Here is a 26,850-nt window from a genome sequence, read left to right as displayed (position 1 = left end):
CAACGTCAATGGAGATAAAAGAACTCGTTCGTGTTCAAAAGGACCTGGCAGAGGTCGTTCATGGCCTGATGGAAGGGGTCGTCCGCTTCGACGGTTTTGGTATCTGAGCCGAACCAGGCGAACTGGGAAGTAAGCGGATCTGCGGAGCGCCAGGTGACGAGGCCCGCGCTCCATTTTTCCGCGTCGTGGCTGAGGGCTTTTTCATCCAAGATGCCAGTGGCGACGCGGAGGGCCTCGATCTGGCCGTCCCACTGGTGGGTGGGGGCGCGCTTGTTCAGGCCGCCGATGACAAGCTGCGAGGTACCGGCACTGAGCTTGGCGCGGATGTCCATGGGAACCACGACAGAATCTGGCGCGGCGTCAGGAGTGTCCAGATCACGCACCGTGAAAGTGACCGTGTGGCCGACGCAGGACACGCGGGCGACGATGTGATAGCGGCGCCCGAGCTCGATGTGGATGTCCGAGGGAACGACCTGGTAGCCGATGTTGGAGTTTTCATCCTCACCGACGACCTGCATGATGACGTTGCGCGGCTTGAAGCGGGACTTCACGCCGGTGACACCGAGGCTCCAGCCAAAGGACTCAAGACTGTCCTTTCCACCATTCCAGCGGGAGGCGATGGTGCGGACGGAGGCGTTTGCATCAATGCTTTTCAGACTGACTATGGCCTCGACGGTGAACTCGTCCCCTTCTTCCTGGCCGCTTTGGACGAGCAGGCGCTCATGTGGGCTGTTTTCTTTGAAGCCGCTGCTGTTTTCATCCGCAGCAGTGGTGGCGGCCACGGGCGGCTCGGCGCTGCCTGCGCGTTTCTTGAGAAAGGACTCGGCGGTGGCACGCTCCTCCTGGGTGGGAAGACGGCCGAGGACGGCGAGCCAGGCCTCATCGATGTTTGCCACGCGTCCGGCCAGCTTGCGAGCACGGGCGAGGAGCCAGTCCCCATTGAGAAGCTGAAGCGCCTGGGTGGGCGTGGTGGTGCTCTGGCGCTCCGCAGTGCTGGCGAAACCCGCGGGGGCATCGAGGGCACGCAGGAGTTCGTTCTGATTGTTGCGCTTCTTCATCGTGTAGATGGAGCGGCGGGTGCCATTGCCATCTTCAGAAGGGCCACCGGCCTTGGCATCGAGCTCACCACTGGCGGCGAGGAGGGCATCGCGCACCTGCTCGGCATCCAGGCGGCGCGGATTGAAGCGCCAGAGATAGTGATTGGAGGGGTCGATCTTGGCGATGTCAGTGGTGGGCTCGCGTCGGGCGGTCTGCCGGTAGGTGGCTGAGAGCATGATCTCACGATGCAGCGGTTTGAAGTGCCAGCCGTTGGCAACAAACTTGGTGGTGAGGAAGTCGAGGAGTTCGGGGTGGGTGGGTTTCTCACCGAGCTTGCCGAAGTCGCTGGCGGTGGCGACGATGCCGCGGCCGAAGTGATACTGCCAGATGCGGTTGACGATGACGCGGGTGGAGAGGCGGTTGTCCGGACGGGTGATCCAATTGGCAAGGACGGTGCGGCGTCCGGTGGAGTTGCCGATGGGTTTGATCTCCGGCTCCTTGGGCTCAAGAAGAGTGAGGAAGCCGGGCGCGATCTCCTGCTCTCCCTTGCGGGTTTTCAGCGAAACTGAGGGCGCTTTGGGACCGGCATCGGTGGCGACAAAGGCGTCCATGAGGGGCTTGGGCTTGAGGCTGTCGAACTTCTTGAGCTCCTCCTCCAGGGCCTTGTATTCAGCTTTCTTCTCCTCGCTTTTGAGGCTCTTCATGGGGTCGAAGGTTTTGCGTTCGCGCTGCAGCTGGCGCTGGCAGAGACCAGAGAGCTGTCTTTCCAGGGCTCCGCGCTCAGCATCGGGCTTGCGCACCATTTCCTGAAGATCGTCTGTGAAGCGCGTGAGGGCGCGCTCCACCTTGGGCTCGACGAGGGGCTTGACGAAGGCGTCCATTTTGGCGCGGACGTCCGCAGTGGCGGTCTCCCACTTGGCCTGCTGCTCGTCGAAGGCTTTCTTTTCGGCGGAGGTGGCGAGCTTGAGGTCATCACGCCAGTGCACCGGAGCGAGGAAGGCGCGCAGGCGGTAGTAGTCCTTTTGCAGGATGGGGTCGAACTTGTGATTGTGACAATGCGCGCAGCCCATGCTAAGGCCGAGGAAGAGCTCGCCGGTGGTGTCCGTCATGTCCGTGAGGATGATGTCCCACTGGCCCTTCACATCGCGCTGATTCCATTCGTAAACCGGGTTGCGCAAGAAGCAGGTGGCAATGAGGACATTCGGATCGTCCGGCGCGATCTCGTCGCCGGCGAGCTGCTCACGAACAAACTGGTCGTAGGGTTTGTCGGAGTTGAAGGACTTGATGACGTAGTCGCGGTAGGGCCAGACGGCGGGGCGGTACTCGTCAGCATTGTAGCCGTCGCTTTCCGCGTAGCGCGCGAGATCAAGCCAGTGCTGCGCCCAGCGCTCGCCGTAGCGGGGGCTGGCGAGGAGCTCGTCCACGAGCTTTTCATAGGCGCGGGGATCCTTGTCGTTCACGAACTTTTCGATCTCATCGCGGGTGGGAGGCAAGCCGTGAAGATCGAAATAGACGCGGCGCACGAGTTCCGTGCGGTCGGCCTCCGGTGCGGGGTCGAGCTTCATTTCCGACTGCTTCGCCGCAATGAAGCGGTCGATATCGTTGCGCACCCACTTGCTCCTGACCGCAGGCGGGGAGACTTTGGCCACGGGCTTGAAAAACCAGTAATTCCGCTGCTCTTCGGTAAAGCCGCCCTCGGTCACGACGACCTTGGCGGTGGCGTCTTCCGGCCATGGCGCGCCGAGCTTGATCCATTTTTCCAGGGTGGCGATTTCGGCATCGGGCATCTTGCCGCCGTTGTTGCGGGGCGGCATCTGGAACTCCTCATCCTTGTAGTGGATGGCCTCGATCATGGCGGACTTTTCGGGATGTCCGGGAACGATGGCCGGGCCGGTGTCGCCACCGGTCTTGAGGTAGCCGATGTTGTCCACGCGCAGGCCGCCCTTCTGCTTGGTCTTGCTGTGGCAGTCGTAGCAGCGCTTGACCAGGATGGGGCGGACGTCGCTTTCGAAAAATTTCAGAGCTGCGCGGGTGGCATCGTCGTCTGCAGCAAAGGACAGGCCCGCGGCGTGGCAGGAGAGCAGAAGGAGGAGGGCTGGTAGGCGTGACCGTGTCATGTCAGTAGCAGAAAGGCGGGAGGAGTACGCTTTTGGACACGAAAATTGGCAAAAACCCGTTCATTTGAGTGCTGAGAAGCCGACTGAGGTTAAAGATGGTGGATGCCACTCTGCCGCTGCTCCATCGTTTTCAGCCTGCCGCTGCTCCTGATGAGCTGTCTCTCTGGGCGGGTGCACGGGGCCGAACTGGCGGCCGAGGAGCGTTTTAACTCCATTCTGGGAACCCAGGCGATCGGCGGCAAATATCAGTTTACCCAGCAGGACCCGCTGGTGGAGTCCGCGGAGGTGATCCGCACCCTGGGGGCGAACTGCATGAAGTTTGACCTTCGGCCCAAACCGAAGTCATACCCGGGCGTGCATTCGCTGGTGGAGCTGGCGCGGGACGAACCGGCGCACCGCAAGGTGCTGGACATGCCGTTTGCGAATTTTCAGCTCTGGGCAGAGCCTTTTGCGAGCACCTCGTGGAAGAAGGGTTTTTCCAAGGCGGATGCGGAGAAGGAATACCAGGAGCTGCACGCGCTGGTGGTGCATCTGCTAAAAACCTACAACGGGACAGGCAAGACTTTTTACCTCGGGCACTGGGAGGGGGACAATCTGCTGAGGGGCAGCATCAGCAAAGCAGCGGACGCGCAGATGACGCCGGAAAAGGTGCAGGGCATGATCGACTGGCTGACGACCCGCCAGCAGGCCGTGGACGATGCGAAACGCGACACGCCGCACCAGGACGTGCAGGTGTGGCACTACACGGAGCTCAACCACCCGACGATCTCCCTGCGTGAAGGCAGGCCTACTTTGGTGAACCAGGTGCTGCCCAAGGTGCCGGTGGATTTTGTCTCTTACTCCGCCTACGACGTGACGAACGAGCCGAAGGCTGAAGAGATCAAAAAGTTGCTGAGCTACATCGAGTCCCAGCTAGCACCGAAACCAGAGATCCCAGGCAAGCGCGTGTTCATCGGGGAGTATGGCTACTCAGTCATTCACGGCGGCAAGGTGCATCACTCGCCGGAGGAGCAGGACCGGCTTTCACGCGTCACCATCCAGGCGGGACTAGAGTGGGGCTGCCCGTTCATTTTGTACTGGGAGCTTTATAACAATGAGCTGGAAGCCGATGGACGGCAGCGGGGTTTCTGGATGATTGATGACAAGGGGGAAAAGCAGCCCATCTATGAGACGCACCGGAGGTACTATGAGTGGGCGCGGACGTTTATGAAGGAGTGCGTGGCGCGGACGGGGAAGGTGCCGGGGGATGCGGAGTTTCGGAGAGCGGCGGTGGAGTATTTCAAAGGAAGGAACTGAGCTTCTTCAACTTTTGGGGAGCGGCGTTGGCAAAATTACCTTTTGGCAGAACTCGTTGCTCGAAGGCTGGCGCAGAAAAGGAGCGACGTGAACTTTGCGAGTTCGTTGCGTACGCAGCGCCCCAGAACCGCACAGGGACTGTGCGGACCACTTCACTCGCGGCCTCTCGACGCGCTGTGAGGATTTCGAGCTTACGGCACAGCCTTGACTAAGGCGGCGGCGATGGCGGCCATGCCTTTGTCGCCGGGGTGGTTGGCGACGCCGGCGTGTTTGTAGGGGCGCTCTGTGCGGGCGTAGTTGGACTCGTCTTTGCTGAGGGCGCCGATGTTCACATAGATGCCGCCGACGGCGGTACAGGCCTGCTGGAGGGCTTCGTCTTTGGCGGCATTGGCCCAGAAGCAACTGCGGACGAGGATGACAGGCTTCTGGCCGGCTTTCAGTGCCGTGAGCAGAGTGGTCACTGCGGCCTGCAGCTTCTGCTTTTCTTCGGGAAGCTTCAGAGCCGGGACGTTTTCGCCGATGGCGAGGATGATGAGATCGGCGTGAAAGTCGATGGCGTCCTTCATCTTGGCGGCGACGTCGTAATCTGCGTAGGCGCGCTCGAAGTCGGCGATGTTTTTCACCATGCCCTCGGGTGCGGCGCCAGTTTTTTCCGTGAGGCCTTTGGTGACGAGGTGCACGTAGTCATTGGACTCGGCACTGGCGGCCATGCCCCAGTTTCCCTTCCAGTCGATGTCCGCCTTGGGACCGTGCTTGGTGATGCTGTTGCCGAGGAAAAGGACCTTTGTTTGGGCGGAGGCCTGTGTGGCAAAAGCGATGAGAGCGGCTGCGAGGAGGATGAGGCGGAAGGATTTCATGAAGAGGATGCGATGAGAGATCAGGCGAGGCCGACGTGCTGCAGGGCCTCGAGCGGCGGGCCTTCGAAGGAGCCGGAGGGCATGTTTCCAACATAGCCGATGGCCTTCATGCCTTCAGGGGTGGTGTAGTAGCCGCCGGCAGTGAGATCGCGGAAGCGTTTGAAGAAGGCCGCGGGCTGCTTCAGGGCAGGCTGGGGCTTGGGAGCGGCGAGATCGGTGCAAAGAGCGGTCTGCTGATCGAGCGAGAGATCTGCGAAAGCTTTGCTGAAGCGCGTGTTGGCCTCGGCATCGATCCATTTCAGACCTTCAAGGATGACGCGGCGGTCGCCGGCCTGGGCGGGATAGGGTGAGCTGATCCATTCGTCGATGAAGTCGGGAACACCGAGGGACGAGGCGCTGGGGGAGGTGTCGTCTGCGGGGATGATGACATCGCACAAAGCGCGGGTGGTGCGGCGCTGGGGCTCGGTGAGGGTGAGAGGCCAGACATCGCCGGGCTTGTACACCTTGACCATCACAGGATCGGGGCCATAGCCCTGCGCTTTGACGGGAGCAGCATCGGCGGCGAAGAGAGAGGGATCGCGCACGGCCATGGTGGCTGTAGCGGTGAGCATCCACTGCAGGGCCTTGCGACGGTCCATACGGGGGAGGTCATCAAGAGGAGTGCTCATGGTCAGATGTTTCCTTTCTTCATTTCATCCATCATGTGGTCCGCCATGCGCCATGCGAAGGCCATGATGGTGAGGGTGGGATTTTTGTCCGCAGTGCTGGCGAAGGGCGCGCCGTCTGCCATGAAGAGATTTTTCACGTCCCAGGTCTGGCTCCACTGATTCGTGACGGAGGTCTCACGGTCCGCGCCCATGATCGCGCCGCCGACTTCGTGAATGACTTCACCACCCTTTTTTATCAGCTTGGCCGGATCTGAGTCGGCCTTTGTGGCGACTCTGCCGCCCATGGCTTCTAGGAGCTCGCGGATGTGCTGCTGCTGATGGCGCACCTGATTGAGCTCAAAGTCCGTCCATTTCCAATGGAAGCGCAGCACAGGGATGCCCCACTGGTCTTTGAGTGTGGGATCGATCTCACAGAAGGAGCCGTCATTCGGCAGCATGGTGCCCTGCGCGCCGAAACCGAGATGGCAGCCGTAGTAGCGCCGGGCCTTCTGCTTGAGCTTCGCGCCAAACAAGACGCCGTCCAGGCCGAGCTTGGTCTCGATGCCATTGAGTGTGGTGAGCGAGGGCATCTGGCGACCGGAGGTGAACTCCAGGTGATAACCACCGGGGAAGCCGAGCTCGCCTTTGGCATTCTGCGCGTGGCGCGTCCAGGGCACGTAGGCATGGGGCCCGCCGGCGCCGTCTTCATTATGAACGGGCATGCCTTCAAACGCGGGGATGTGCGCACTGAGGCTGCTGGAAACGGAGTCGGTGATGTATTTGCCCACCTTGCCGCTGGAGTTGGCGAGGCCCTGGGGAAAGGCGGCGGATTTTGAATTTAGCAGGAGACGCACGGACTCCTGAGAGCTGGCGGCGAGAACGACTACGCGGCCCTTTGCATGACCTTCGCTGCCGGTGGTCTTGTTGATGAAGGAGACGCCGGTGGCCCTGCCCTGTTTGTCCAGCGTGACCTCGCGTGCCATGGCGTTTGGCAGGATGTCGAGATTTCCGGTGGCGAGCGCGGGGCGCAGGTGGACTGTCTGGGAATCGTAGTTCGCACGAATGGCGCAGCCGCGGTGGCAGTCGGTGGCCCAGAAGCAGGGCGCGCGTGTGCCCATGGACTCCTTCAGGATGCCCTGGGCCTTGGTATTGCCGGGGTGAAGCTTGACCGGAATGGTTGCCGTATCCTGTGGCTTGGTCAGCACGGCACGATGGATCGAGACCACATGCGCGCCGACTTTTTTTCCATGCTTCTGCGCGTAGAGCTCGCCCACCCGGAGCTTTGGCGCAGGCTGGAGGACGCCGGGCGATGAGTCGGGTGAATTTTCCAGGCCTTCATTGGTGCCAAACACGCCAATGAGCATCTCCACCTTGTCGTAATAAGGAGCGATGTCGTCGTAGCTGACGGGCCAGTCGAAGCCGAGACCAAAGCGGGTGCGCGGCTTGAAGTCGTAGGGGCCATTGCGCAGGGTGATTCGGCCCCAGTGGTTGGTGCGGCCGCCCATCATGCGCTGGCGCCACCAGCGGAACTGGTCCACGGGCTCGCTGCTGGCATTGGAGTAGGGCTCACCGGGAATGTCCCAGCCGCTGTTGATGGAGCAGTCGTGGAAGCCGTACTGCTTGTCCGGCGTCTTTTCACCGCGCAGCGGGGCCTGGCTGGGAAGCTGCAACATTGCGACCTCTGACTGAACATCGAAAGCACGGCCTGCCTCAAGGATGAGGACTTTCAGGCCCTCCATGGTGAGTGTGTAGGCGGTCTGGCCGCCCCCGGCCCCGGAACCAACGATGACTGCATCATAAGAGTCCTGGAGCTTGTCGGGTGTGATGATGGGCATGGTGGCGAAGCAAAAAGGGAAAACCAAAACGCTGCAATTTCAAACCTCTTCCAGCCTCATTTTGGCATCGCCGAAGGTTTTCGGGCGCTGGTCCATTTTATCCATCATGGACATGAAGAGGCGGCAGAGCTGGCGCTCGGGCTTCTCTTTATAATCAAGCACGCGCCCGCTCTGGAGTCTGCCGCCAGCACCGCCCAGCACGATGACGGGGAGCTGGTCGTTGTCATGCCTGGCACCGGCCATCATGCTGGAGCAATGCATGAGCATGGTGTTGTCCAGCAGGGTGCGCGGACCCTCCTGAATAGCGTCCAGCTTCCGCGCGAGGTAGGCGAGCTGCTCCATGAAGAACTGGTTCACCTTGAGCCAGTCCGCGCCATCGCTGTGGGAGAGGAGGTGATGAATCATGTAGTCGATGCCGTGGCCTGCCTGCTGCACGCTGGGGAGATTGGGGAAACGGAGAGCGCTGTGGTCGTTGTTCAGCTTCAGGGTGGTGATGCGTGTGGTGTCCGTCTGAAACCCGAGCACGAGGAGGTCCATCATGAGACGCATGTGCTCGCCGATGTCCTGCGGGATGCCATCGGCCGGCCGCTGGATGTTCGGTTTTTCGAGCGTGGGACGCCAGCCCTGCAGTTCGCCGCGTTTGCCGGCGTTTTCGATGCGCTTCTCCACATCGCGCACGGAGTCGAGATACTCGTCGAGCTTGCGCTGGTCGCTCCGGCTGATGTCGCGGCGGAGGTCCTGCGCATCGGCCAGGACGGCATCGAGCACGCTCTTATCCGCAGGCGAGGCTTCATCTTTGAAGAGGCGGTCAAAAGCCAGCGCGGGGTACAGCTCCAGCGGCGTGGGGGTGGTGGGCGAGCTCCATGAGATGTGGGAGCTGTAGAGCATGGAGTAGTTTTTATGCACCGAGGGATTCGACTTCTCACACGCGAGCACAAGGCTGGGGACCTTGGTGCTGCGGCCGTAAGTTTGCGCGAGCACCTGGTCAAAGCTGGTGCCGGAGCGGATCTCCCCGCCCGAGGCAATGGGCGCGCCGGAGAGCATGTTGCCCGTCTGAGACGAATGGATGTTTCCCTTTCGAGCCTCCTCATGATAGAGGCCGCGGACGAAGAGAAGTTTTTCGCGGAAGTCATGCAGAGGCTGGAGGACCTGGCCGAGCTCCATCCCCTTCCCCTCGCCTTTCGCCCACCATTCCTTGGAGTGGAAGCCATTGCCGGAGAAGGTGACGCAGAGACGCACCGGGGCCTCGCTGGCGGGTTTGTCGCGCTTGGGTTCGTCTCCCCAGACGTTGAAGGATTCCATCCAAGGCAGAGCCATGGAGACGCCGGTTCCACGCAAAAATGCGCGACGTGAATAGCGGTGAGTGCTCATAAAAAAATCAGTGCTGGGCGAGGGCGTCTTTTCCGCGCACCTCGCGGAATTGCGAGCTGCGGACAATGAGATCGATCAGGGTGCCGATGCGGCGGTCGCTGCGGACCATCGAATCGATCAGCGGACGGTCGGAGAGCTGCACGCTGCGGCCAAGGGAGTAGCCAACCAGCTTGCGGCAGAACTGACGGAGGAAATCATCGCTGCGCTTGTTGAGCAGGTAGTCTCGCAGGTCGTTCAGTCCATCGACGGGCGTGCCATCAGGCAGGACGGTTTGGGTATCGGCCTTGCGAGCGCGTCCGATCGCATCGAATCCTTCAAGTGCGAAGCCGAAAGGATCGATGCGGCGGTGGCAGCCGGAGCAGTTTTCATCGCGGCTGTGGCGCTCGATGAGCTGGCGCTCGGTGAGATTTGCCGGTGCTTCATCAGGCAAGACAGGCACGCCTTTGGGGGGAATGGGCAGCTTGTCTCCCAGGATGACCTCGCTAAGCCAGGTGCCGCGCAGGATGGCGCTGGTGCGTGAGGCGCCAGATTGTTTTGCCAGCGTGGCCGCGAAGCCGAGGATGCCCCCCCTTCCCTGCGCGTGCAGGCCGTCGATGCGCTGCCAGTCGTCTCCTTTCACATTGAGATCGTAGTGCTTCGCCAGACTGGCGTTGATGAAGGAGTGATCGGCATCCAGCAGCGAGAGCACGCTGCGGTCGTTTTGGAACAGGTCGATGAAGAAACGAACCACCTCCTCCTGCATGTCGGCACGAAGAGAGACGAAGGTGGGAAAGTGGCGCTCGCTCTTTTCATCCAGTGTCCCGACATCGCGTACGTGCAGCCACTGGCAGCCAAACTCGGTGGCGAGACGGCGGATTTTTTCGTCCTTCAGCATCCGGCCAGCTTGGGCAGACAGCACCGCGGGATCGCTCAGCTTTCCAGCAATGGCGAGCTCGGCGAGTTCATCATCCGGGCAGGATGACCAGAGAAAGTAGCTGAGGCGCGTGGCGAGTTCATGGTCATTCACGGGCGCTGCCTTAGGTCCAGGCGCGGGTTTCTCTCCGCGGTATAAAAACGCCGGCGCCACAAGCGCGCGGGCGAGCAGCATGCGCACGGCGACCGCGTGGGGCAGATCCTGTGAGCGCAGTTTTTGATACAGGGCACGCAGCTCTTTTTGTTCAGCGGCGCTCAGAGGGTGGCGCCAGGCCCGTGCGGTGAATTCAAGCGCGGCCTGAAGCTGTTTTGGCTCTGCTTCCACACGCTGCTTCTTGAACGCCTCGGCGGCACGCAGGATCGGCTCGCGCATCGGCTCAAAGGCGCTGGGCTTGGCGTCCTGGGTGGCGAACTGGAACAACTGCTCAAACACATCCACCTGCTTCAGCGGCCATTCGCTGACGAAGCGCAGTTCGTCCCACAGGCGGTCGAGTTCGGCGGCCTGCGCCTCATCGAGCATCAGGCGACGCAGGGCCTCGTCTTCACGATGGAAGAGGGTCAGCGTCACCACCTCGTCCACCGGCACGATCTTGGAGTAGCAGAGGGCGATGGGAAACAGCGCGCGGAATTCATCAAACGCAGCCTCAAACCGCCGCTGTGCTGCGCTGCCTTCGCTCACAATGACCGGCACGCTGAAATGGGTGCGCAGATTGTTGTCTGACCATGCGCCCTTCACCTCCGCTGTCTCAGACCTGCCTGCGGCGATGCCCTGCATAGATTCCGGTTTTGCCGTGAGCACCTGCATCTGCACGCTGCCAGCGGGATTCAGCAGCCTGCCAGCCGCCACCAGCTCCGCGCCATCAGCGAGCGATGCAGGCAGTTTCACCTCGATCACGGATGGCGCCTGGACCTGATAGTCTGATGCAGTCGATGTCTTGGGCCCGGGTTCGTTCAACACCGCTGCCAGCAGCGGGCCGTTGAAGGACAGCAACTGGGAATGCAGTGCTCGGTTGGGTGAATCAGCGGCCACGGTGGAAAGACCGTGCTCGAGCAGATTCTGCACCTGCTGCGCCAGACGCCGACGCTCCACGGCGTCACTGGTTTTACGCCACATGGCGAGCAACGATCCGCCCGGAACCGCCGGAGCGACCTCCTGCGTCGCAGGCTGGCTGAGGAAATGCCACACGCCGTGCGGATTGCCGGCGAGAATATTGGGCGAAACATCCTTGGCGAGATCCCACGTGGTCTTGCCATCGCTGAGCGTGAGATTCACGGCGGTGAGATCGCAGGAGTGGTTGCCATCGCGTGGGCCGATCACCAGCGCGACCACATCCCCCTCCGCCATGAGCACGTTTTCAAACGGTCCCATTGGAATGAGCGCGCCCCCCTTGCTGACACCGCTGGCGAGCACTTCGCGTACATGACCGCGCCGCACCTCCACCGCCCAGGTGATGCCGTTGCCACACTCGGGATGCGCGTCCGCCACATCGCCATGGAAGCTCACAGCTCCGCTCACCGGGCTGCGCCATGCGATGACCGAGGCGCGAGTGGGCGAAGGATGCGTGGCAACGCTGTGGGCCTTCATGAGGCCGGGAGTTCGGACTGACTCATCGGATGAATTCGCCAGCACGCCGAGCGCCTGATCTCCCGTCCATCCCTTGATGAAATTGTAGTCGGGCACGCTTTGCAGCTTTTTGGTTAGCAGCGGTTCAAGCTCCACTGCCCCCGAGGAACCCAGGCCGAGATAATCCAGCCAGCCAGCGAGCATCGCGGCGTCCACGCCATGTTTTTGCGCCAGCTTAGTGACATCCGTACGCTCCGCGGAAAACTGGGCCTCGTGCGCGGCGGCAAGGCATTGTGCCGTGCTCGCGATCAGCTTTGACCGTTGCTGCTCCAAACGCCGCACTACCGCAGGCACATCGCGCAGGGGCAGATCGGCCCGGCCTGGAGCCACGAGGCGCGCATTCTCCCAGATGGCCCCATCGTTTTCGGCGCCATCTCCGGCATCGGTGGTCGTCAGGTAGAGTGTCAAATCACCGCCGTTTTTCGGCGGGGTCAGCTTCATGCGGATCTCATGCCGTGGAGTCAGCGGCGTCACCGGCTCCTGCCAGGCCTTGGGGCCGTTCTGCTTGCCAATGTGACCCACGCTGGCAAACCGCCACAGAGACTGCTGCCACGGTGCCACATCCGCCGCAGTGAGCGTCCTGGCGCGAAACTTGGTTCGCAGTGCGTCCAGCAGCAGCGACGACCTGGTGTCTGTGAGGGATTGCTTCAGCAGGGTGAGGTACTTGGGACTGAGTCCGGCGCTGCTGCCGCGCCCCTGCAAGGCATCAAGATACTTCTCCAAAGGAAGCCTGCCGTCGTCTTTGGCAATGATTTTCGCTCCCACCACCTTCAATTCGGACTGGCCCGCCGACTCGGAGTACCGGCCGTAGATGCCACGGATTTTTGCCAGCGTCTCGTCCGTCCAGTCGCGTGGATAGACGGAACTGGAGAAGTGCATGCCCTGTGGTGTCAGAACCGCATGAGAGGCGACCTCCTTGGCCGCATCGAGGTACTTGCTCAGCAGCGCAGGCGACATGACGAGCGCCGCGCCTGCATTGGTGAAACCTTCGCCGGCTGCACCATCCACTGGGAACTCCTCGGCGGGATCGAGCGATTGCTCTCCGGTCAGATCACGCAGCGTGTAGGTATACTCCACGTTCGAAAGCCGGCGCAGCACGACGGGACCAGGATCCCCGGCACTGGCGAGAGCCACTTCCTCCAGCCGGTCCTGCACCCAGCCTGTCAGCAGCGTTTTTTGTTCGGCTGTAAGCTGCGGCTCCTTCTTCGGCGGCATCTCGCCCATGTGAATCTGCTCCAGCACGCCCTCCCAGATCATGGGCTCGCGCTTGATGTCCGCTATGCTGGCGAAACGCTCCAGATCGAGGTCTCCCTTCTGCTTCTCCGTGGAATGGCATGAGTTGCAGCGCTCTTTCAGCAGGGGCAGGATCGATTTCTGGAAATCGTCCGCGCCAAACGCCATACCATGAAGTGCCATCCCAAGGGCGGCGGCATTGATTGAATTGAAAAACCTCATGCCAGAATCTCCTTCACAACATTGCCATAAACATCCGTGAGCCGGAAATCACGGCCGAGGTGGCGCCACGTCAGCTTTTCGTGGTCGAGGCCGAGCTGGTTCAAGATGGTCGCATGCAGGTCATGCAGATGCACTTTGCCCGAAACGGGGCGGAAGCCGAAATCATCAGTCTCGCCGAAGGTGATGCCGGGCCTGATGCCACCGCCGGCCATCCAGGTGCAGAAGCTCTCCGGCTGATGCTCGCGACCGTGTTTTTCGATGGGCGAAGTGCCGCTGAGATCCTGGCTCCAGGGCGTGCGGCCAAACTCGCCGGACCAGACGACGAGCGTGTCCTCCAGCAAGCCGCGTGATTTGAGGTCTTTGATGAGCGCGGCGCAGGGCTGGTCGCTGGCTGCACAGCTTTTCGGCAGCGCATTGCGGATGTCCCCATGGTGGTCCCAGCCACCCATGGTCACCTGTACAAAGCGCACGCCGGCTTCGCTCAGCTTGCGGGCCAGCAGGCAGGCACGGGCGTTTTTGTCCGTGTCCTTGCCGCCGATTCCGTAAAGATTTTTGGTGGCCTCCGATTCGTTGGAAAGGTCCACCAGCTCGGGCGCCGTCATCTGCATGCGAAAGGCGGTCTCCATGCTTTCGATCATCCCCTCCATGCGTGCGTCGGCCCCAGCCTGATCGAGCAGGCGCTTGTTCATGCGCTGGGTGAAGTCGATGCGGGCGCGCTGCACCTTCACATCACCGGAGATGTCGGCGAGGTAGTCGATGGGAGATTGTTTGTCGCTGGCGGGCACGACCACCTTCGTGCCCTGATGCGCGGCGGGCAGAAACGACGATCCATAGAGGCGGGTGTCGCTGTCTGGATGGATGCTGATGAAACTGGGCAAGTTTTGATTTTCCGCGCCAAGACCGTAGCTGATCCAGGAGCCCATGGAGGGGCGCACATCCGCGGTGACGCCGGTGTGGAACTGCAGCGCGGCGGGCTGGTGCTGGTTGTTGTCCGCATGCACCGCGCGCAGCAGGCAGATTTCATCAGCAATGCTGGCTGTGTGCGGCAGCAGATCCGAGATCATCATGCCGGACTGGCCGCGGGGGCGCACCTCGCCCTGGGTGGCCAGGGCGAGAAACTTGTCCGTACCGACGCGGAGTTCGTTGGTGTTGATCGGCGCGGTGATCTTCTGACCGTGCATGCGCTTGATGTAGTCTTTCGGATCAAACAAGTCCGGCTGCGAGGGCCCGCCAGACATGAAGAGAAAGATCACGCGCTTGGCCTTTGCCGGAAAACGCGGCGTCTTCACGGCCAGCGGGCTTTGCGCGGCCTGCAGCAGATCATGCAGGGCCAGTGCGCCAAAGCCGGTGGCGCTGCGCTGAAGCCAGGTGCGGCGGGTGAGTGTGTGGTTTGGGTTCATGGCATTCGAGGCAGACATTATTCAGGCATGTCTTGGAAATGGAGGCTGCTCTTGAGGCCTCTCAGGGACTGAAGGTAATTCAAAGTCGCATTCATGCGTGCGGTTGCCCATGCTGTCTTCGCTCCAGAACCACCCCATGAACCGCCGATAAGCTCCACTTCAGCGTTCATCGCCAGTTTGCGGTTTTCGATGAAGGCTTCGAGGGTTTTTAGCGCCGCTGGCTCGCTGGATCGCAGACGCTCGCGAAAGGCATTTTCAAGCTGCGCACACTTTGCTGCCAGTTCTTCAGCCGCCAGCCTTGCACGAGTGTGCTCCCCTGAATTTGATGAATCTCCTCCAGGTATGTTAATGCCAAACTCTGGCGGAGCTTCCGAAGCCCTGTACGCCTTGTCCGCAGGCGATGCGGCTTCCTCAAGATACCTTTTCCAATCAAACAGACTGCGATCGCCGGGTGATACGTCCGGCAGCATCGTAGGATAAGGAAAACCGCTCTTGTTCGGCACCACCTTGTAAATGGCATTCTCTCCGAGACAGGGGAAGGAGCAGAACACCCAGAGGATGGCGATCAGACCTATGGAATTGCGAGCATTCATAAGCGGAGAAGGAATTCATTGGAAGACAGCAGCGCGTGGCTCAGCTCGATCCACGCCTTGTCGGCGGGTAGGGCTTCAAGAAGCTTCACCGCATCCTCACGTTCAGCACTGGTGATGGGACGGCTGAGAACCCGGAGCCAGAGAGCTTCCAGGCGCGCGCCTGTGTTGGCCTCCGTAGCCGTGAGTTGTTTCGCCAACTCGGTCGCACGGGCGCGGACGGTGTCGCTGTTGAGAAGGAAGAGCGCCTGCGTGGGCACAGCGGTCTCGGCACGCCGGCCGGCGATCTGCGCGGGCTGCGTGAAGTCAAAGACATCTCGCAGCCTCGCCGAACCGGGCTGGGCGGCGGTGCGGATGACGGGGAGATAAATCGTGCGCTCAAAGTCATGCGCCGGGCGCATTTTCTTGAAGGCAAAGGCGGGCGGGTTCACCGCCTTGGGACTGAGGCTGGTGACGTTTTCAGGAAACTCCAGCGGCAGGGCGGGACCACCTTTGGACGCGGTGAGAGTGCCGCTGATGGCCAGCATGGAGTCGCGGATGGCCTCGGCGTCAAGTCGCTGGCGGTTCATGCGCCAGAGCAGGCGGTTGTCCGGATCCTTTGCAGCGGCGGCGACGTTCTGGGCGCTGCTCATGCGATAGGCACGGCTGAGCACGAGTTCACGGATGAGCTGCTTTTGCGACCAGCCGTTTTGCATGAAACGCGTGGCGAGGTAATCGAGCAGTTCAGGGTGCGAAGGCGTTTCACCACGCGCTCCGAAGTAATCGACGCTCCGCACGAGCCCTTCGCCGAAAAGCTTCTGCCAGATGCGGTTCACAGTGACCCGGGCGGTGAGCGGATTGCGTGCATCGGCGATCCAGTCTGCGAGCTGCGCGCGCCCGCTCTGACTGGCGGGGATCGGAGAAAGATCCGCCCAGGATGCCACACGCAAGGCACCACGCTTCACAGGATCTCCCAGCGCATATGGATTACCCCGGATGGTGATGCGCATGTCCGCAGGCTTTTCGCGATCATGCACCGCGAACGCTTTCGGCGCGACGGGAGCGAAGAACTTCGCATGCTCGATCTGGCCGTTGAGCGCCTTGATGCGTGCCGCGAGATCGTCACGCTTCTTTTCGAGTTCAGGCTTCGCTTCCTTGGTTGCGTTGGCGATCGGCTGTTCCAGCGCGGACTTGTCCTTGCTGGCGCTGTCACGCTCTGCCTCCCACTGTCGGATTCTGGCCTCATTCGCGGCGAAGATCTGCTCGCGCGCGGCCTTTTGCTCCGCGGTCTCGGGAAGTTCTGTTTTGTGGACGCTGCTCCAGACGCCGTTGTCGGTCTTGTAGGTGGCATCGGTGCTGCGGAACATCCCGGCGATGGCGTAGTAGTCGGTCTGCGCGATGGGATCGAACTTGTGGTCGTGGCAGCGCACGCAACCCAACGTCATGCCGAGAAAGGCTGTGCCGACCTTGCTGACCTGCTGATCCACGAGGTCGTGCTCCATCTTGAGCTTGTCTACGGCGACGATTTCCACATCTCCCAGCACCAGAAAGCCGGTGGCGGTGATGTTTGCAGCACGCTCCTGGGGTGACGAAGCTGGCAGCAGGTCGCCAGCAATCTGCTCACGAATAAAGCGATCGAAAGGCTTGTCGGAATTGAAGGCCTTTATCACGTAATCGCGGTAGCGCCAGGCATGCTCGGCAAAGACATTATTGGAGGTGCCGATCTGGTCTGCGTAACCGACAAGGTCCAGCCAGTGGCGTGCCCAGCGTTCGCCAAAGGCGCTGGACTGCAGCAGGCGATCCACCGCGGCTGCACGGGACGCGGGCGAGGCATCAAAACGGGCCAGATCCTCCGGTGAGGGAGGGAGACCTGTGAGATCGAGCGAGACACGGCGCAGCCAGGTGTGGGCGTCCGTATCTTGCGCTGGAGCAAGTCCGCTGGACTCAAGCCTGGAGAGAATAAAGCGGTCCACAGGCCCCAGCGGCCAGTCTTTGTTCTTCACAGCGGGAGCCTTTTCATCCTGCACGGGACGGAATGCCCAGAATTTTTTCCCCTCTTCAATGTCGATCACACGCGCAGATTTCGCGGTCGTTTGCTTCACGCGGGAATCCGGAGCACCCATGGCGACCCACTGTTCTAAAATTTCGATCTCACCGGCTGCCAGTCTCCCCTTCGGCGGCATTTCCATTTCAGGAGTGGCGTAGCGCACGGCCTGAATGAGATGGCTGCGGGTGAGATCTCCCGGCACAATGGCCGGGCCATTGTCGCCGCCGGTTTGCCAGCCGGATTTCAAATCGAGCGCGAGGCCGCCTTTGATCTTCTTCTCGTGCGAATGGCACTCATAGCAGCGGCTCTGCAGCAAAGGCAGCACTTTGGCTTCAAAGAATGCCATGCCCTCTTCCGCGCGCACGGATGAAAGCGCGAGCATGACGATGCCGAGACACTGGAAGGAGCGGTTCATGGGAAAAGCGGCAGCCATTCACGCCAGCCGAGGATGTGCTCACGCATGAGACGTTCGCAGGCGGCGGGGCCTTGCGACTGGAAGCTTTCAATGATGGCCTGGTGCGCCTCCACGGTTTCCTGAAGGGTCTCCCGGGTCTGAAGCTGATGTCTGCGGTGCAAACGTCCAAGCCAGAGCTCCAGCTCGCCACGCAGGGAGCGCCACAGCTTCAGCAGACGCGCATTGCCCGAGGCTTCGAGAATGATCTGGTGAAACTCCAGGTCCAGCAGCGTCACCTCCTGCACAGAGCGCGCACGGCGGGTGGCGGCCAGATTCCTTTCCAGCTTTGCACTGTCCTCTTTAAGAGCCGGAGCGGCCAGCCGCGAGGCCAGCGGCTCCAGGGCGAGACGAAGGACGAAGAGCTCTTCAAAGTCCTGCGGCGTCAGGTCTTTGACAAAGGCGCGGCCGGTGGGGCTGAACTCGACGAGCCCTTCTCTCTCCAATTCAAACAGGGCCTCCCGCACAGGCACGCGGCTGACGCCGAGACGCTTTGCCACGGCGGATTCGGCCAGCAGCGCGCCGGGCGCGGAGGTGCCATTGAGAATTTCCGCGCGCAACCGGGTGGCGGTTGAGTCGGAGCGGGAAGCTGGAGAAGTGACGAGATCCATTCGGTATACCGTTTTAATACGGGCCGGATGTGACCGTCTATCTCAGATGAGGATTTTTTTTGCCACGCTGCCTTTCACATCGGTGAGGCGGAAGTCGCGGCCTGCATAGCGGTAGGTGAGGCGTTCATGATCCAGACCGAGCAGATGCAGGATGGTGGCGTGGAAATCGTGCGTGTGCATTTTGTCCTCCACGGCCTCGTAGCCCAGATCATCCGTGCTGCCGTAGCGCATGCCTCCCTTGACGCCACCCCCGGCCATCCACGCGGTGAAGCCTTTGCTGTTATGGTCGCGGCCATCCGCGCCCTGACCGTGCGGAGTGCGGCCAAATTCACCGGACCAGACGACGAGGGTGTCTTTGAGCATGCCGCGTGAGGCCAGGTCTGCCAGCAGTGCGGCAATCGGCTGATCCACCGCTTCACAGGTCGCAGGCAGGTCTTTGGAGATCTTGAAATGGTGATCCCAGTCGCTGTGCGTGACCTCAACGAAACGTACTCCAGCCTCCACCATGCGGCGCGCGAGGAGGCATTTGCGGCCGAAGTCGTCCGTGGCATTCCCCTCGCCAATGCCGTACGCGGTGAGCGTCTGCTGCGTCTCTTTCGAAAGGTCCATCACCTTGGGCATCTCGCTCTGCATCTTGAAAGCGAGCTCGAAGGACTCGATGGCGCCTTCAACCTCGGGATTCACCTGGTCACGCAGCAGTTTTTCGCGATTCAACGCCTGCACGAGTTCGATCTCCTTGCGCTGTGCGGCACCGCCCACCGGCGGGGCGATGTTGCGCATCTGTGCGTTCGCCACCGGCCGGGCATCCACACCCACGCGTGTGCCCTGGTAAATCGCCGGCAGGAAAGCACTGCCGTAGTTCTGCGCGCCGCCGAACAAAGACGGCGGCGCTATCGTCACAAAGCCCGGGAGATTTTCATTCACGGAGCCCAGCCCATAGAGCGCCCAGGCTCCAAGCGAAGGCCGCACAAACTGCGCATTGCCCGTGTGCAGCTTTAAAAACGACTGCGCATGCGCTGGCAGTTCCGTGTGCATGGAGTTGATGAGGCAGAGGTCATCGGCCCGTTTCGAGAGATGTGGAAACAGCTCGCTGATGGGCAGCCCACTTTTCCCCTGCGGCGAAAACTTCCACTGCGATCCCTGCAGCTTCGTACCAGGAGCGCGGCCATCCTTGCCAGACGCAGCGGTCAGCTTCGGTTTGTAGTCAAAGGTGTCCACGTGCGAGGGAGCGCCGCGCATGCAGAGAAAGATCACACGCTTTGCCGTGGCGCTAAAATGCGGCTGCTTGACCGCCAGCGGTGCGGAAGCCTCCGCCTGGGCCAGGGCCTGGAAAGCGAGCCAGCCAAAGCCGACGCCGCAGGTTTGCAAAAAATCACGTCTTGTGTTCATGGCGTCAGTCAATGGAGCGAAATTCAGCGCTGCCCAGCAGCGCACGACAGAAGCTCGTGAGCGAATCGCTCTCGGTCCTCGGGTAATCGGCGAAAAAGCGCTGCGCAGCCTTGGTCTCGCCTGCCGTGGGCATCCGCGCGAAGGCGAGCTTGAAGGCGGCGGTGATGCGCATGTTCTCGGGCAGCGCGCCGAGTTTTTCCGCGAGCCGACCGGCCTGCTTCGCCACGAAGTCGTTGTTCAAAAGATACAGGGCCTGTGAGGGCACCGTCGTCACGTCGCGGCTGCCGTTCACAGAGCTTGGCTCGGCGAAGTCAAACACGCTGAGGGCGTCCGGCACCGCATTGCGCGGCACAGGCAGGTAGACGCTGCGCATATCGCCGCTGGCCGAGAGAAACGGCTCATCACTGAGCGGCGCGCGCAGGCTTTTGATGGGAAAGCCGCCGATCGCGCCATCACCATACCGGGCTACGGCAGAGCCAACTGGCGCCTCGACATTCAATCCGCCGCTGACGGCCAGCATGGCATCACGAATGCATTCGGCGTCCAGACGGCGCGGACTCATGCGCCACACGAGGGTGTTTTCTGGATCGGCCTCGAAGTTCTTCGCATCGTGGGTGGCGGCCAGTTGATACGCATGGCTCATGACGATCTCCTTGATCAACGACTTCACCGACCATGAGCCGCTCTTCAGCCGCAGCGCCAGATGATCCAGCAGCGCAGGATCTGACGGCGGCTGGCCCATGGTGCCAAAATTATCAACGGTGGAAACGATGCCCCGGCCAAACAGCCAGTACCAGACACGATTGGCAAACACCCGCGCGGTCAGCGGGTTGGTCTCAGCCACGAGCCAGTCAGCCATTTCACGGCGACCACTTTCTCGCGAGGGCATGGCAGGCGCCTTGGCAGCAAGCACATTCACAAAACCACGCGGCACTTTGGCGCCGGCTTTGTCCACATCACCCCGAGCAAAGAGAGGACTGTCGCTGATCGAACTGAACTGCGCAGGCCTTCCCGCGATCAGTTTAAAGATCTCCTCCACGGATTTTGGCTTCGTGGGCGAGCCGCTGGAAGGAGTGGCGGGATAATCGCGAACCCCCATGGCCAGCAGTTTCTGACGGCCTTCGCTGTCATAGGAGGCCAGCTCCGTTTTGCACTCGCCGATCTTCGCATTGATGCCGACAAACATCACCAGCTTCTGTGGGTCGTTGTTCACATTGAATCCTTTACCGGTGAACAAGCCTTTGGCGGCGGTGGTATAAAATTGCAGTGTGCCGTAGCGCTCGGTTTTCGTGAGGTCCTTCTCGATCTCCGCACGCCGCTCCGGGCTGAGAACCATGGGCATGCGCGGCAGTCCGCAGTCCGTGGGCAGTTCGATGAGCGGTGTGGACTTGAGGTTTTGAAAATTGGGCGCGGTGCCGTACAAGGTCTCCGTGCTCAGGAAGATGCCCGCAAGTGCATAATAGTCCTTCTGCTGAATGGGGTCGAACTTGTGGTCGTGACATCGCGCACAGGCGACGGTGAGACCCAGCACCGCCTGCGACATGGCGTCGATCTGTTCATCGGCGGTGTCGAGCGCATACTGCTTCGGGTTGCGCTCATTGAGACTGCGCGCACCGATGGCGAGGAAACCCGTGGCGATCTGCTTCATAGCACGGTCCCGGCTGTCCTTCGCCTGCAGCAGGTCTCCCGCCATCTGCTCGCGGATGAAATCATTGAAGGGCTTGTCCTGGTTAAAGGACTCGATGACGTAGTCGCGGTAGCGCCACGCGTGAGGCAGCAGGCAGTTCACATCCTTGCCGGTGGACTCGGCGTAGCGCGCCACATCCAGCCAGTGGCGCCCCCAGCGCTCGCCAAAGCGTGGCGATTTGAGCAGCGCATCCACGATCTTCTCAAAGGACCGGGCATCGGGATTCGCTACAAAGAATTCCACCTGCTCCGGCGTGGGCGGCAGGCCGGTCAGATCGAAGCAGACACGACGCAGCAGCACCTCCGGCCGCGCATCTCCCACGGGCTTGATACCCTTCGCCTCCTGTCCCGCGAGAATGAAGCGGTCGATATCACTCCTTGCCCAGGTCTCGTCCTTCACGGCAGGCACCGTCGGCTTTTTCACCGGCTGATACGCCCAGTGACTCTTCGCCTTCTCGGTGTCCCATTCGGATTTTACCACGCTCGCGGCGCCGTCGCGTGGATCAGGCGCGCCCATGCGCACCCACTGCTCAAAATCAGCGATCACGGAGTCCGGCAGTTTCCCTCCGCTCTTTTCCGGCGGCATCTGCATGTCCTTGTTCGTGTAGTGCAGAGATTCGATAACGAGGCTCTTCGCGAGATCGCCGGGCACAACGCCAGGACCGCTGTCTCCACCACGACGGATGCCCTCGCGCGTGTCGAGCACGAAGCCGCCTTTGATTTTTTCGGAATTCTCCGCGTGGCACTTGTAGCATTTCTCCGCGAGAACTGGACGGATCTTCTTCTCGAAAAACGCGATCTGCTCCGCGTTGGAGGGCACTTCCGTGATCGCCGGCTTGTCGGGTGAGGGTTTTGCCCCGCCGCTGATGGCGACGATGTTCATATACTCGTCATGCGAGAGCTTCCCGTCACGATTGGCATCGAGCGAGTGAAACAGGTAATCCACCACCTGAGGTTTGCCCTTCAGCTTGGGAGAGTATTCGCTGAGCGCATTGAATTCGTCGGCGCTCAGTGCCGCATCATGGTTCTGGTCGAAGGTGGTGAATCCTTGTTCGAGCTTTTGCTGCATTCCGGCATCCTGAGCCGATGCCGAGACAAGAAGGACCGAGAGAAGGAGGAAGGGGCATTTTTTCATGGCTTCATGAATTTTTCAAATTTCACCCGGCGCTCGTCACCGAGCTTTTTGAACTCTTCGATCTGCTCGGGCGTGAGCAGCCCGGCCAGCTCCGTGGACTGCCGGATCGAAGCCTGGGCGATGGATGTGAGCGTGTCGTTTTTGATCTTCGCCAGATCCTGCCTGAGCTGATCATAGATCGGTTTCGATTTCTCCACCTGCTCCGGCGTGAGCTTGAGCCGCTTGGCCTCCTCCTTCATGCGCTGCTGCACGAAGTGGTGCTCGCTGATGAGCTTTTTCGCGAAAGGCAGTGCGAGCCCGATGCCAAACAGAGCACCGAGAATGAACAGCCCGAAAAGCGAGCAGATGATGTAGAATTTCTTTTTCATGGAAAGAGCGGGGTTTGAATGAAGACTTGCGCCAGGTCCTGGGCGTCGGGACTCATGGCGCCCGACGACCACCAGAGGCAAGCCGCAGTCGCCACCGTGGCCACAGGCAGCGCGGTCAGCGAAAGTCGCGCCCACAGCGCGGAAGTATCCGAGCCTGCGCGTGCCGAGGCGATGATGCGGGCGGCAAATCCGAAGGGCACCTCCTCAGGCGGAGGCTCGGCCGCGTTTCGCGCGCGGACGGCAAGTTGTTCCAAACGTAAGTCACTAGAGTTCATGAGTGCGATGCTTCAAGTTTTTCAAAGGCCGCCCGCAATTTGCGGCGGGCACGGAAGGCGCGCACTTTCACCAGCGTGCGGCTCCAGCCGGTGAGCGTGGCGATTTCGTCGGTCGATTTGTCTTCCAGGTGCAGCAGGCTGAGCACCATGCGGTCGTCCGCGTTCAGCGTATCCAGCAGGCGCAGCATGAGGGAGCGCGATTCGTCGTTCAGCGCCTCCGGCTTCGGCTCCGCCGCGGCAAGGGTGGCCTGCATGGCCTCCTGCTCCCCCTCGGTGAGATCGCTCCAGCGCAGCTCGGGCCGGACGCGCCGTGCACGGTAGTGATCGCGGCACTGATTGATGGCGATGCGCGCCAGCCAGGGCTCCAGCGGCTTCGATGCGTCCCACTGTGCGGCCTTGGCAAAACAGCGCGCAAAGGTCTGCTGCGCCAGATCCTCCACGCAGCCCGCATCCGCCACGTGCCGGCGGATCATAGCGGCCACGAAGGGATAGAACGACTCCACGAGCGCCCGCGCCGAGCCCTCGTCGCTGCATCGCAGCCACGCCGCCATGCAGGCACGGGATTCGCTGTCGGTCAAAATCATGGAAGCTGGGAATCACGATGACACATCCTTTCCCGGCTTCTACGGGCAGGATGCGCAGCGGTTACAGCTTCCGAAGAATTTATTTTCCGGGCATTACTTCGCGTTCTTCTCGATGAATTCGACAATGGGTGTCGAATCGTCCAGTCCGTGGGGATGATGCCCCACGCCGGGCTTGCGGATCAGGGTGATGCTGCCGCCCAGCGCCTTGTAGCGCGTCTCGATCAGGCCGGTGTTTTCATCCCATGGCACCACATCATCGGCATCGCCAAAGACGTGAAGGAGCGGCACCTCGTTCTTTGCGAGCGGCTCAAGATTGTCCACAGGGTTGCCCTTGTAGGCGAGCGCTTCCGCCTCGTCTTTGAAGCCCCACAGCTTGGGCACCAGCGCCCAGTTCTTCGCGTCGCCCTTGCCCTTCCCCTTGCCTCCAGGCCAGCTTTTGAAATCGCACACCGGGGCGTCAGCATAAATGCAGGAGACCTTGTCCGGGTTGGCGATGGCCCAGTTGTAGCAGTACAAACCGCCCCGGCTGAGGCCCACGAGTGAGGGCTTGGCGCTGAGCGCGTAGTGGCTGGTCAGCTCGGCGTAGCACTGGTTCCACAGCTTCACGGCATCCGGGCAGCCGAGCATGTCATTGATCTTCATATAGACGATGTGGAAGCCTTTGCCGAGCAGCGCGATGTCCGGCGCCGGCTTGTGCCCAAAGAATTCCCCATGCCAGACCCACGGGCGGCCAGCGGCGGCGGTTTTGGGCGCGACGACGGTCACCGGCTTCCCCGCGATGGTGAGCTCGTGCTTGGCATAGCCGTTCCATTCGCCGGTTTGATTGGGAAACACGATTTCTTTGCTGCTGGCAAGCTTGCGCGCCTCGGCATCGAGCTCCGCCGCCTTCGCCTTGGCTTCTTCAATCGGCAGGCCGGGAGCATTCCCAGGGCGCTTATGCCCCACATAGCTCAGCCAGGCGGGACGCAGGATGGCATGCTTCTTTTTGACCACTGCCAGAATGGCGGCGCCATTGGGATGATCCGGCGTGCCATCCGGCTTCACCTTGAGCCCCCACGCATCGAGCACGGCATGGGCCATGACCAGGTGGCCTTCGGGGCCGGGATGCACGCCGTCTTTGGAAAAGGTGAATTCGGGATTCGTCTTCCGCTTCTCCGCGATGGCCTCATTCATCGGCCCGTGGATGTTCAGCACCTCCCAGCCCTTCTGGCGCATGTCCAGCAACCAGTCGCTGTAGAAATCGAGCACCTCATTGTAGCCCTGGTAGAACTGCCCCGGCTTCACCTGATCGCCAGGAACCACGCGCGCCTTGATCGGCACGGGATCAAACACCGGCGGGGTGAGGTGCACGATGCGCGCCCCGGTGGCGGTGACTTTATCATGCAGCTTCTTCATGCCATCCTGAAACGCCTTGGTGCGCACCGCCCCCAGCGGCAGGTAGATGCCGTCATTCATTCCATAGCAGGCAAAGACCAGCTCCGGCTTCGCTTTTTCCAAAACGCGGTCGAGCCGTTCATGAAGATCCGGTCGCGGAAACTTCCCGCCGGCATGTCCCTCTTCACTCAGCCCGCTCACGGTTTCACTGCTAAGTCCCAGCGGAATGATTTCCTTCGTCACCTCCGGATGCTGGGCAATCAACGCCGCATCGATGAACTCAATGTAGGCCCCGCCCTGCGTGATGCTGTCGCCAAGAAAGACGATGCGCTGTTCTTTGGGAAGTTCCGCCGCAAAAGCCGCGGTGGCGGTGAGAAGGAGGGAGAGGAGGATATGACGCATGAGAAGGATATTAGACACCGACGAGTTCACGTAATGGCACGCCGCCGTCTGTGACAGTGCGCGGGCGCTGCACCGCGTCCATAAATTCGTGATTGGGATGAATGCCCAGCAGGTGAAAAATCGTCGCGGCAAGGTCCGGCGGCCGCACGGGCCGATCTGTCGGAGAACCGCCAATCTTGTCGCTCGCTCCGATGATCTGGCCGCCCGCGATGCCAGCCCCAGCCATCGCCACGGAGAAAACATTGCCCCAGTGGTCACGGCCACCGTTTTTATTGATGACGGGCGAACGACCAAACTCGCCCATGACGACCACAAGCGTTTCATCCAGCAAACCACGCGAATGCAGATCTTGAATGAGGGTGGAGTAGGCAGTGTCAAACTGCGGACACAAAACCTCGCGCACACGCGGACCGTTGCGCTGATGGGTGTCCCACAACGGGCTGCCCGCAGACTCATCGCCAGGCTCGCGCGGCCAGTTTACCTGCACCAGCCGCACTCCGGCTTCCACCAGGCGACGCGCCAGAAGCACGCTCTGGCCAAATCGATGTCTGCCATAGCGATCACGCGTCGCCACCGGCTCCCGCTCGATTTCCAGTGCGGCGCGACTGTTCTCTGAGTGAATCAAATCAAAGGCGCGCTGCTGCATCGCAACAGTCTCTTCCATGAGGGGATTTTCCAGCGAGCGACGGAATTGCACATCCATCTGCCGCAGCAGGCTGCCGCGCTCGGAAAAACGCAGATCCGTCATGCCCTCAGCCAAGCTCATGCCTTCGATGCGCAAACGTTCGTCACTGGGGTTGCACTTGATGAGCTGCGGATGCCACGGCGCCCCCATAAATCCGCCGTTCTGGCCGGGCCACACGATGCCGCCGTTGTTTTCCAGGCGTTCAGGCAGCACGACTGATGACAAGGGCGACAGTTCACTAGGTCTCAACGCGCCGACAGCAGCCGCGATGCTTGGCCAGTCATTCGCACTCGCCGGCACGTTCTCAGCTTTTGACTGCGGCGCATAACCCGTGAGCATAAAGCTGCCGCTGGTCGAATGCGAGTTGATCCCCGTGGTCATGGATCGGATCACCGCCAGGTGCTGCATCACTTTCGCCGTTCGCGGAAGCGTCTCGGAGAAATGAATCCCCGGCACCGAGGTGGGGATGGATTTAAAATCACCGCGAATCTCCAGCGGCGCATCCGGCTTCGGATCAAACGTCTCATGCTGCGGCGGCCCGCCGCTGAGAAACAGCATGATGCAGCTCTTTGCCCGGCCGAATGATGCCTCCTTGCTGGCTGTCCTCGCGTGCAGCAAGGATGGCAGCGACACCCCCAGACAGCCCAGCCCGCCGACGCGCAGCCATTCGCGGCGCTTGAAGCCAGGGGTTGGAGGAAGAGGCTGCATGGACCCCATCAACT

At 61.3% G+C, this 26,850-nt stretch carries 18 protein-coding genes; 1 reads left to right on the top strand and 17 read right to left on the bottom strand.

The annotated features are described in order from the left end of the window. Window positions 1-5 precede the first annotated feature (5 nt). Window positions 6-3,155 carry a PSD1 and planctomycete cytochrome C domain-containing protein gene (locus tag ACILSR_RS26105; RefSeq protein ID WP_395752755.1) on the bottom strand — a complete coding sequence of 1,050 codons (3,150 nt, stop codon included), beginning with the start codon at window positions 3,153-3,155 and terminating at the stop codon, window positions 6-8. Window positions 3,156-3,257: 102 nt separating this feature from the next. On the opposite strand from ACILSR_RS26105, the gene ACILSR_RS26100 reads away from it, so the two are divergent. Beyond that, window positions 3,258-4,451, top strand: coding sequence for a hypothetical protein (locus ACILSR_RS26100; protein WP_395752754.1), 1,194 nt, complete (start codon window positions 3,258-3,260; stop codon window positions 4,449-4,451). Window positions 4,452-4,642: 191 nt separating this feature from the next. Here the strand turns inward: ACILSR_RS26100 and ACILSR_RS26095 are convergent, their stop codons facing one another. The 16 genes from ACILSR_RS26095 to ACILSR_RS26020 form a co-directional block, all read right to left on the bottom strand. Further along, the gene (locus ACILSR_RS26095) at window positions 4,643-5,308 is read right to left on the bottom strand and encodes an SGNH/GDSL hydrolase family protein (protein WP_395752753.1); all 666 of its coding nucleotides are present in this window, start codon (window positions 5,306-5,308) and stop codon (window positions 4,643-4,645) included. A gap of 20 nt (window positions 5,309-5,328) precedes the next feature. Then, entirely contained in the window at window positions 5,329-5,976 is a 648-nt protein-coding gene (locus ACILSR_RS26090; RefSeq protein WP_395752752.1) for a gluconate 2-dehydrogenase subunit 3 family protein, read from the bottom strand. 2 nt (window positions 5,977-5,978) lie between these two features. Then, window positions 5,979-7,790 (bottom strand): GMC oxidoreductase, encoded by a 1,812-nt coding sequence (locus ACILSR_RS26085; RefSeq protein WP_395752751.1) that lies wholly within the window; start codon window positions 7,788-7,790, stop codon window positions 5,979-5,981. Between the two features lie 39 nt (window positions 7,791-7,829). After that, window positions 7,830-9,161 (bottom strand): DUF1552 domain-containing protein, encoded by a 1,332-nt coding sequence (locus tag ACILSR_RS26080; protein ID WP_395752750.1) that lies wholly within the window; start codon window positions 9,159-9,161, stop codon window positions 7,830-7,832. A 7-nt stretch (window positions 9,162-9,168) separates the two neighbouring features. After that, the gene (locus ACILSR_RS26075; protein ID WP_395752749.1) at window positions 9,169-13,113 is read right to left on the bottom strand and encodes a DUF1592 domain-containing protein; all 3,945 of its coding nucleotides are present in this window, start codon (window positions 13,111-13,113) and stop codon (window positions 9,169-9,171) included. Window positions 13,114-13,148: 35 nt separating this feature from the next. Continuing rightward, window positions 13,149-14,552: a DUF1501 domain-containing protein gene (locus tag ACILSR_RS26070; protein ID WP_395752748.1), complete on the bottom strand. Its 1,404-nt coding sequence runs from the start codon at window positions 14,550-14,552 to the stop codon at window positions 13,149-13,151. Window positions 14,553-14,569: 17 nt separating this feature from the next. Further along, complete coding sequence (locus tag ACILSR_RS26065; protein WP_395752747.1) at window positions 14,570-15,022, bottom strand: hypothetical protein; 453 nt, start codon at window positions 15,020-15,022, stop codon at window positions 14,570-14,572. A 119-nt stretch (window positions 15,023-15,141) separates the two neighbouring features. Further along, window positions 15,142-17,583: a PSD1 and planctomycete cytochrome C domain-containing protein gene (locus ACILSR_RS26060; RefSeq protein WP_395752746.1), complete on the bottom strand. Its 2,442-nt coding sequence runs from the start codon at window positions 17,581-17,583 to the stop codon at window positions 15,142-15,144. Then, on the bottom strand, window positions 17,580-18,230 hold the full coding sequence (locus ACILSR_RS26055) for a GntR family transcriptional regulator (RefSeq protein ID WP_395752745.1): 651 nt from the start codon (window positions 18,228-18,230) through the stop codon (window positions 17,580-17,582). The genes ACILSR_RS26060 and ACILSR_RS26055 overlap by 4 nt, the downstream gene beginning before the upstream one ends. A gap of 42 nt (window positions 18,231-18,272) precedes the next feature. Further along, window positions 18,273-19,619 (bottom strand): DUF1501 domain-containing protein, encoded by a 1,347-nt coding sequence (locus ACILSR_RS26050; RefSeq protein ID WP_395752744.1) that lies wholly within the window; start codon window positions 19,617-19,619, stop codon window positions 18,273-18,275. 4 nt (window positions 19,620-19,623) lie between these two features. Continuing rightward, a complete protein-coding gene (locus tag ACILSR_RS26045; RefSeq protein WP_395752743.1) occupies window positions 19,624-22,440 on the bottom strand; it encodes a DUF1549 domain-containing protein in 2,817 nt (938 codons plus the stop codon). Beyond that, window positions 22,437-22,808: a hypothetical protein gene (locus ACILSR_RS26040; protein ID WP_395752742.1), complete on the bottom strand. Its 372-nt coding sequence runs from the start codon at window positions 22,806-22,808 to the stop codon at window positions 22,437-22,439. The genes ACILSR_RS26045 and ACILSR_RS26040 overlap by 4 nt, the downstream gene beginning before the upstream one ends. Continuing rightward, complete coding sequence (locus ACILSR_RS26035; protein WP_395752741.1) at window positions 22,805-23,083, bottom strand: hypothetical protein; 279 nt, start codon at window positions 23,081-23,083, stop codon at window positions 22,805-22,807. The genes ACILSR_RS26040 and ACILSR_RS26035 overlap by 4 nt, the downstream gene beginning before the upstream one ends. Continuing rightward, the gene (locus ACILSR_RS26030) at window positions 23,080-23,667 is read right to left on the bottom strand and encodes an RNA polymerase sigma factor (protein WP_395752740.1); all 588 of its coding nucleotides are present in this window, start codon (window positions 23,665-23,667) and stop codon (window positions 23,080-23,082) included. The genes ACILSR_RS26035 and ACILSR_RS26030 overlap by 4 nt, the downstream gene beginning before the upstream one ends. A 93-nt stretch (window positions 23,668-23,760) precedes the next feature. Beyond that, a complete protein-coding gene (locus ACILSR_RS26025; protein WP_395752739.1) occupies window positions 23,761-25,443 on the bottom strand; it encodes a GDSL-type esterase/lipase family protein in 1,683 nt (560 codons plus the stop codon). Between the two features lie 10 nt (window positions 25,444-25,453). Beyond that, window positions 25,454-26,836 carry a DUF1501 domain-containing protein gene (locus ACILSR_RS26020; protein ID WP_395752738.1) on the bottom strand — a complete coding sequence of 461 codons (1,383 nt, stop codon included), beginning with the start codon at window positions 26,834-26,836 and terminating at the stop codon, window positions 25,454-25,456. Between the last annotated feature and the right edge of the window lie 14 nt (window positions 26,837-26,850).

Origin of the sequence: Prosthecobacter sp. (assembly GCF_044222565.1) — a bacterium.
Lineage (GTDB): Bacteria > Verrucomicrobiota > Verrucomicrobiia > Verrucomicrobiales > Verrucomicrobiaceae > Prosthecobacter.
This window is presented reverse-complemented; position numbering and strand designations above follow the sequence as displayed.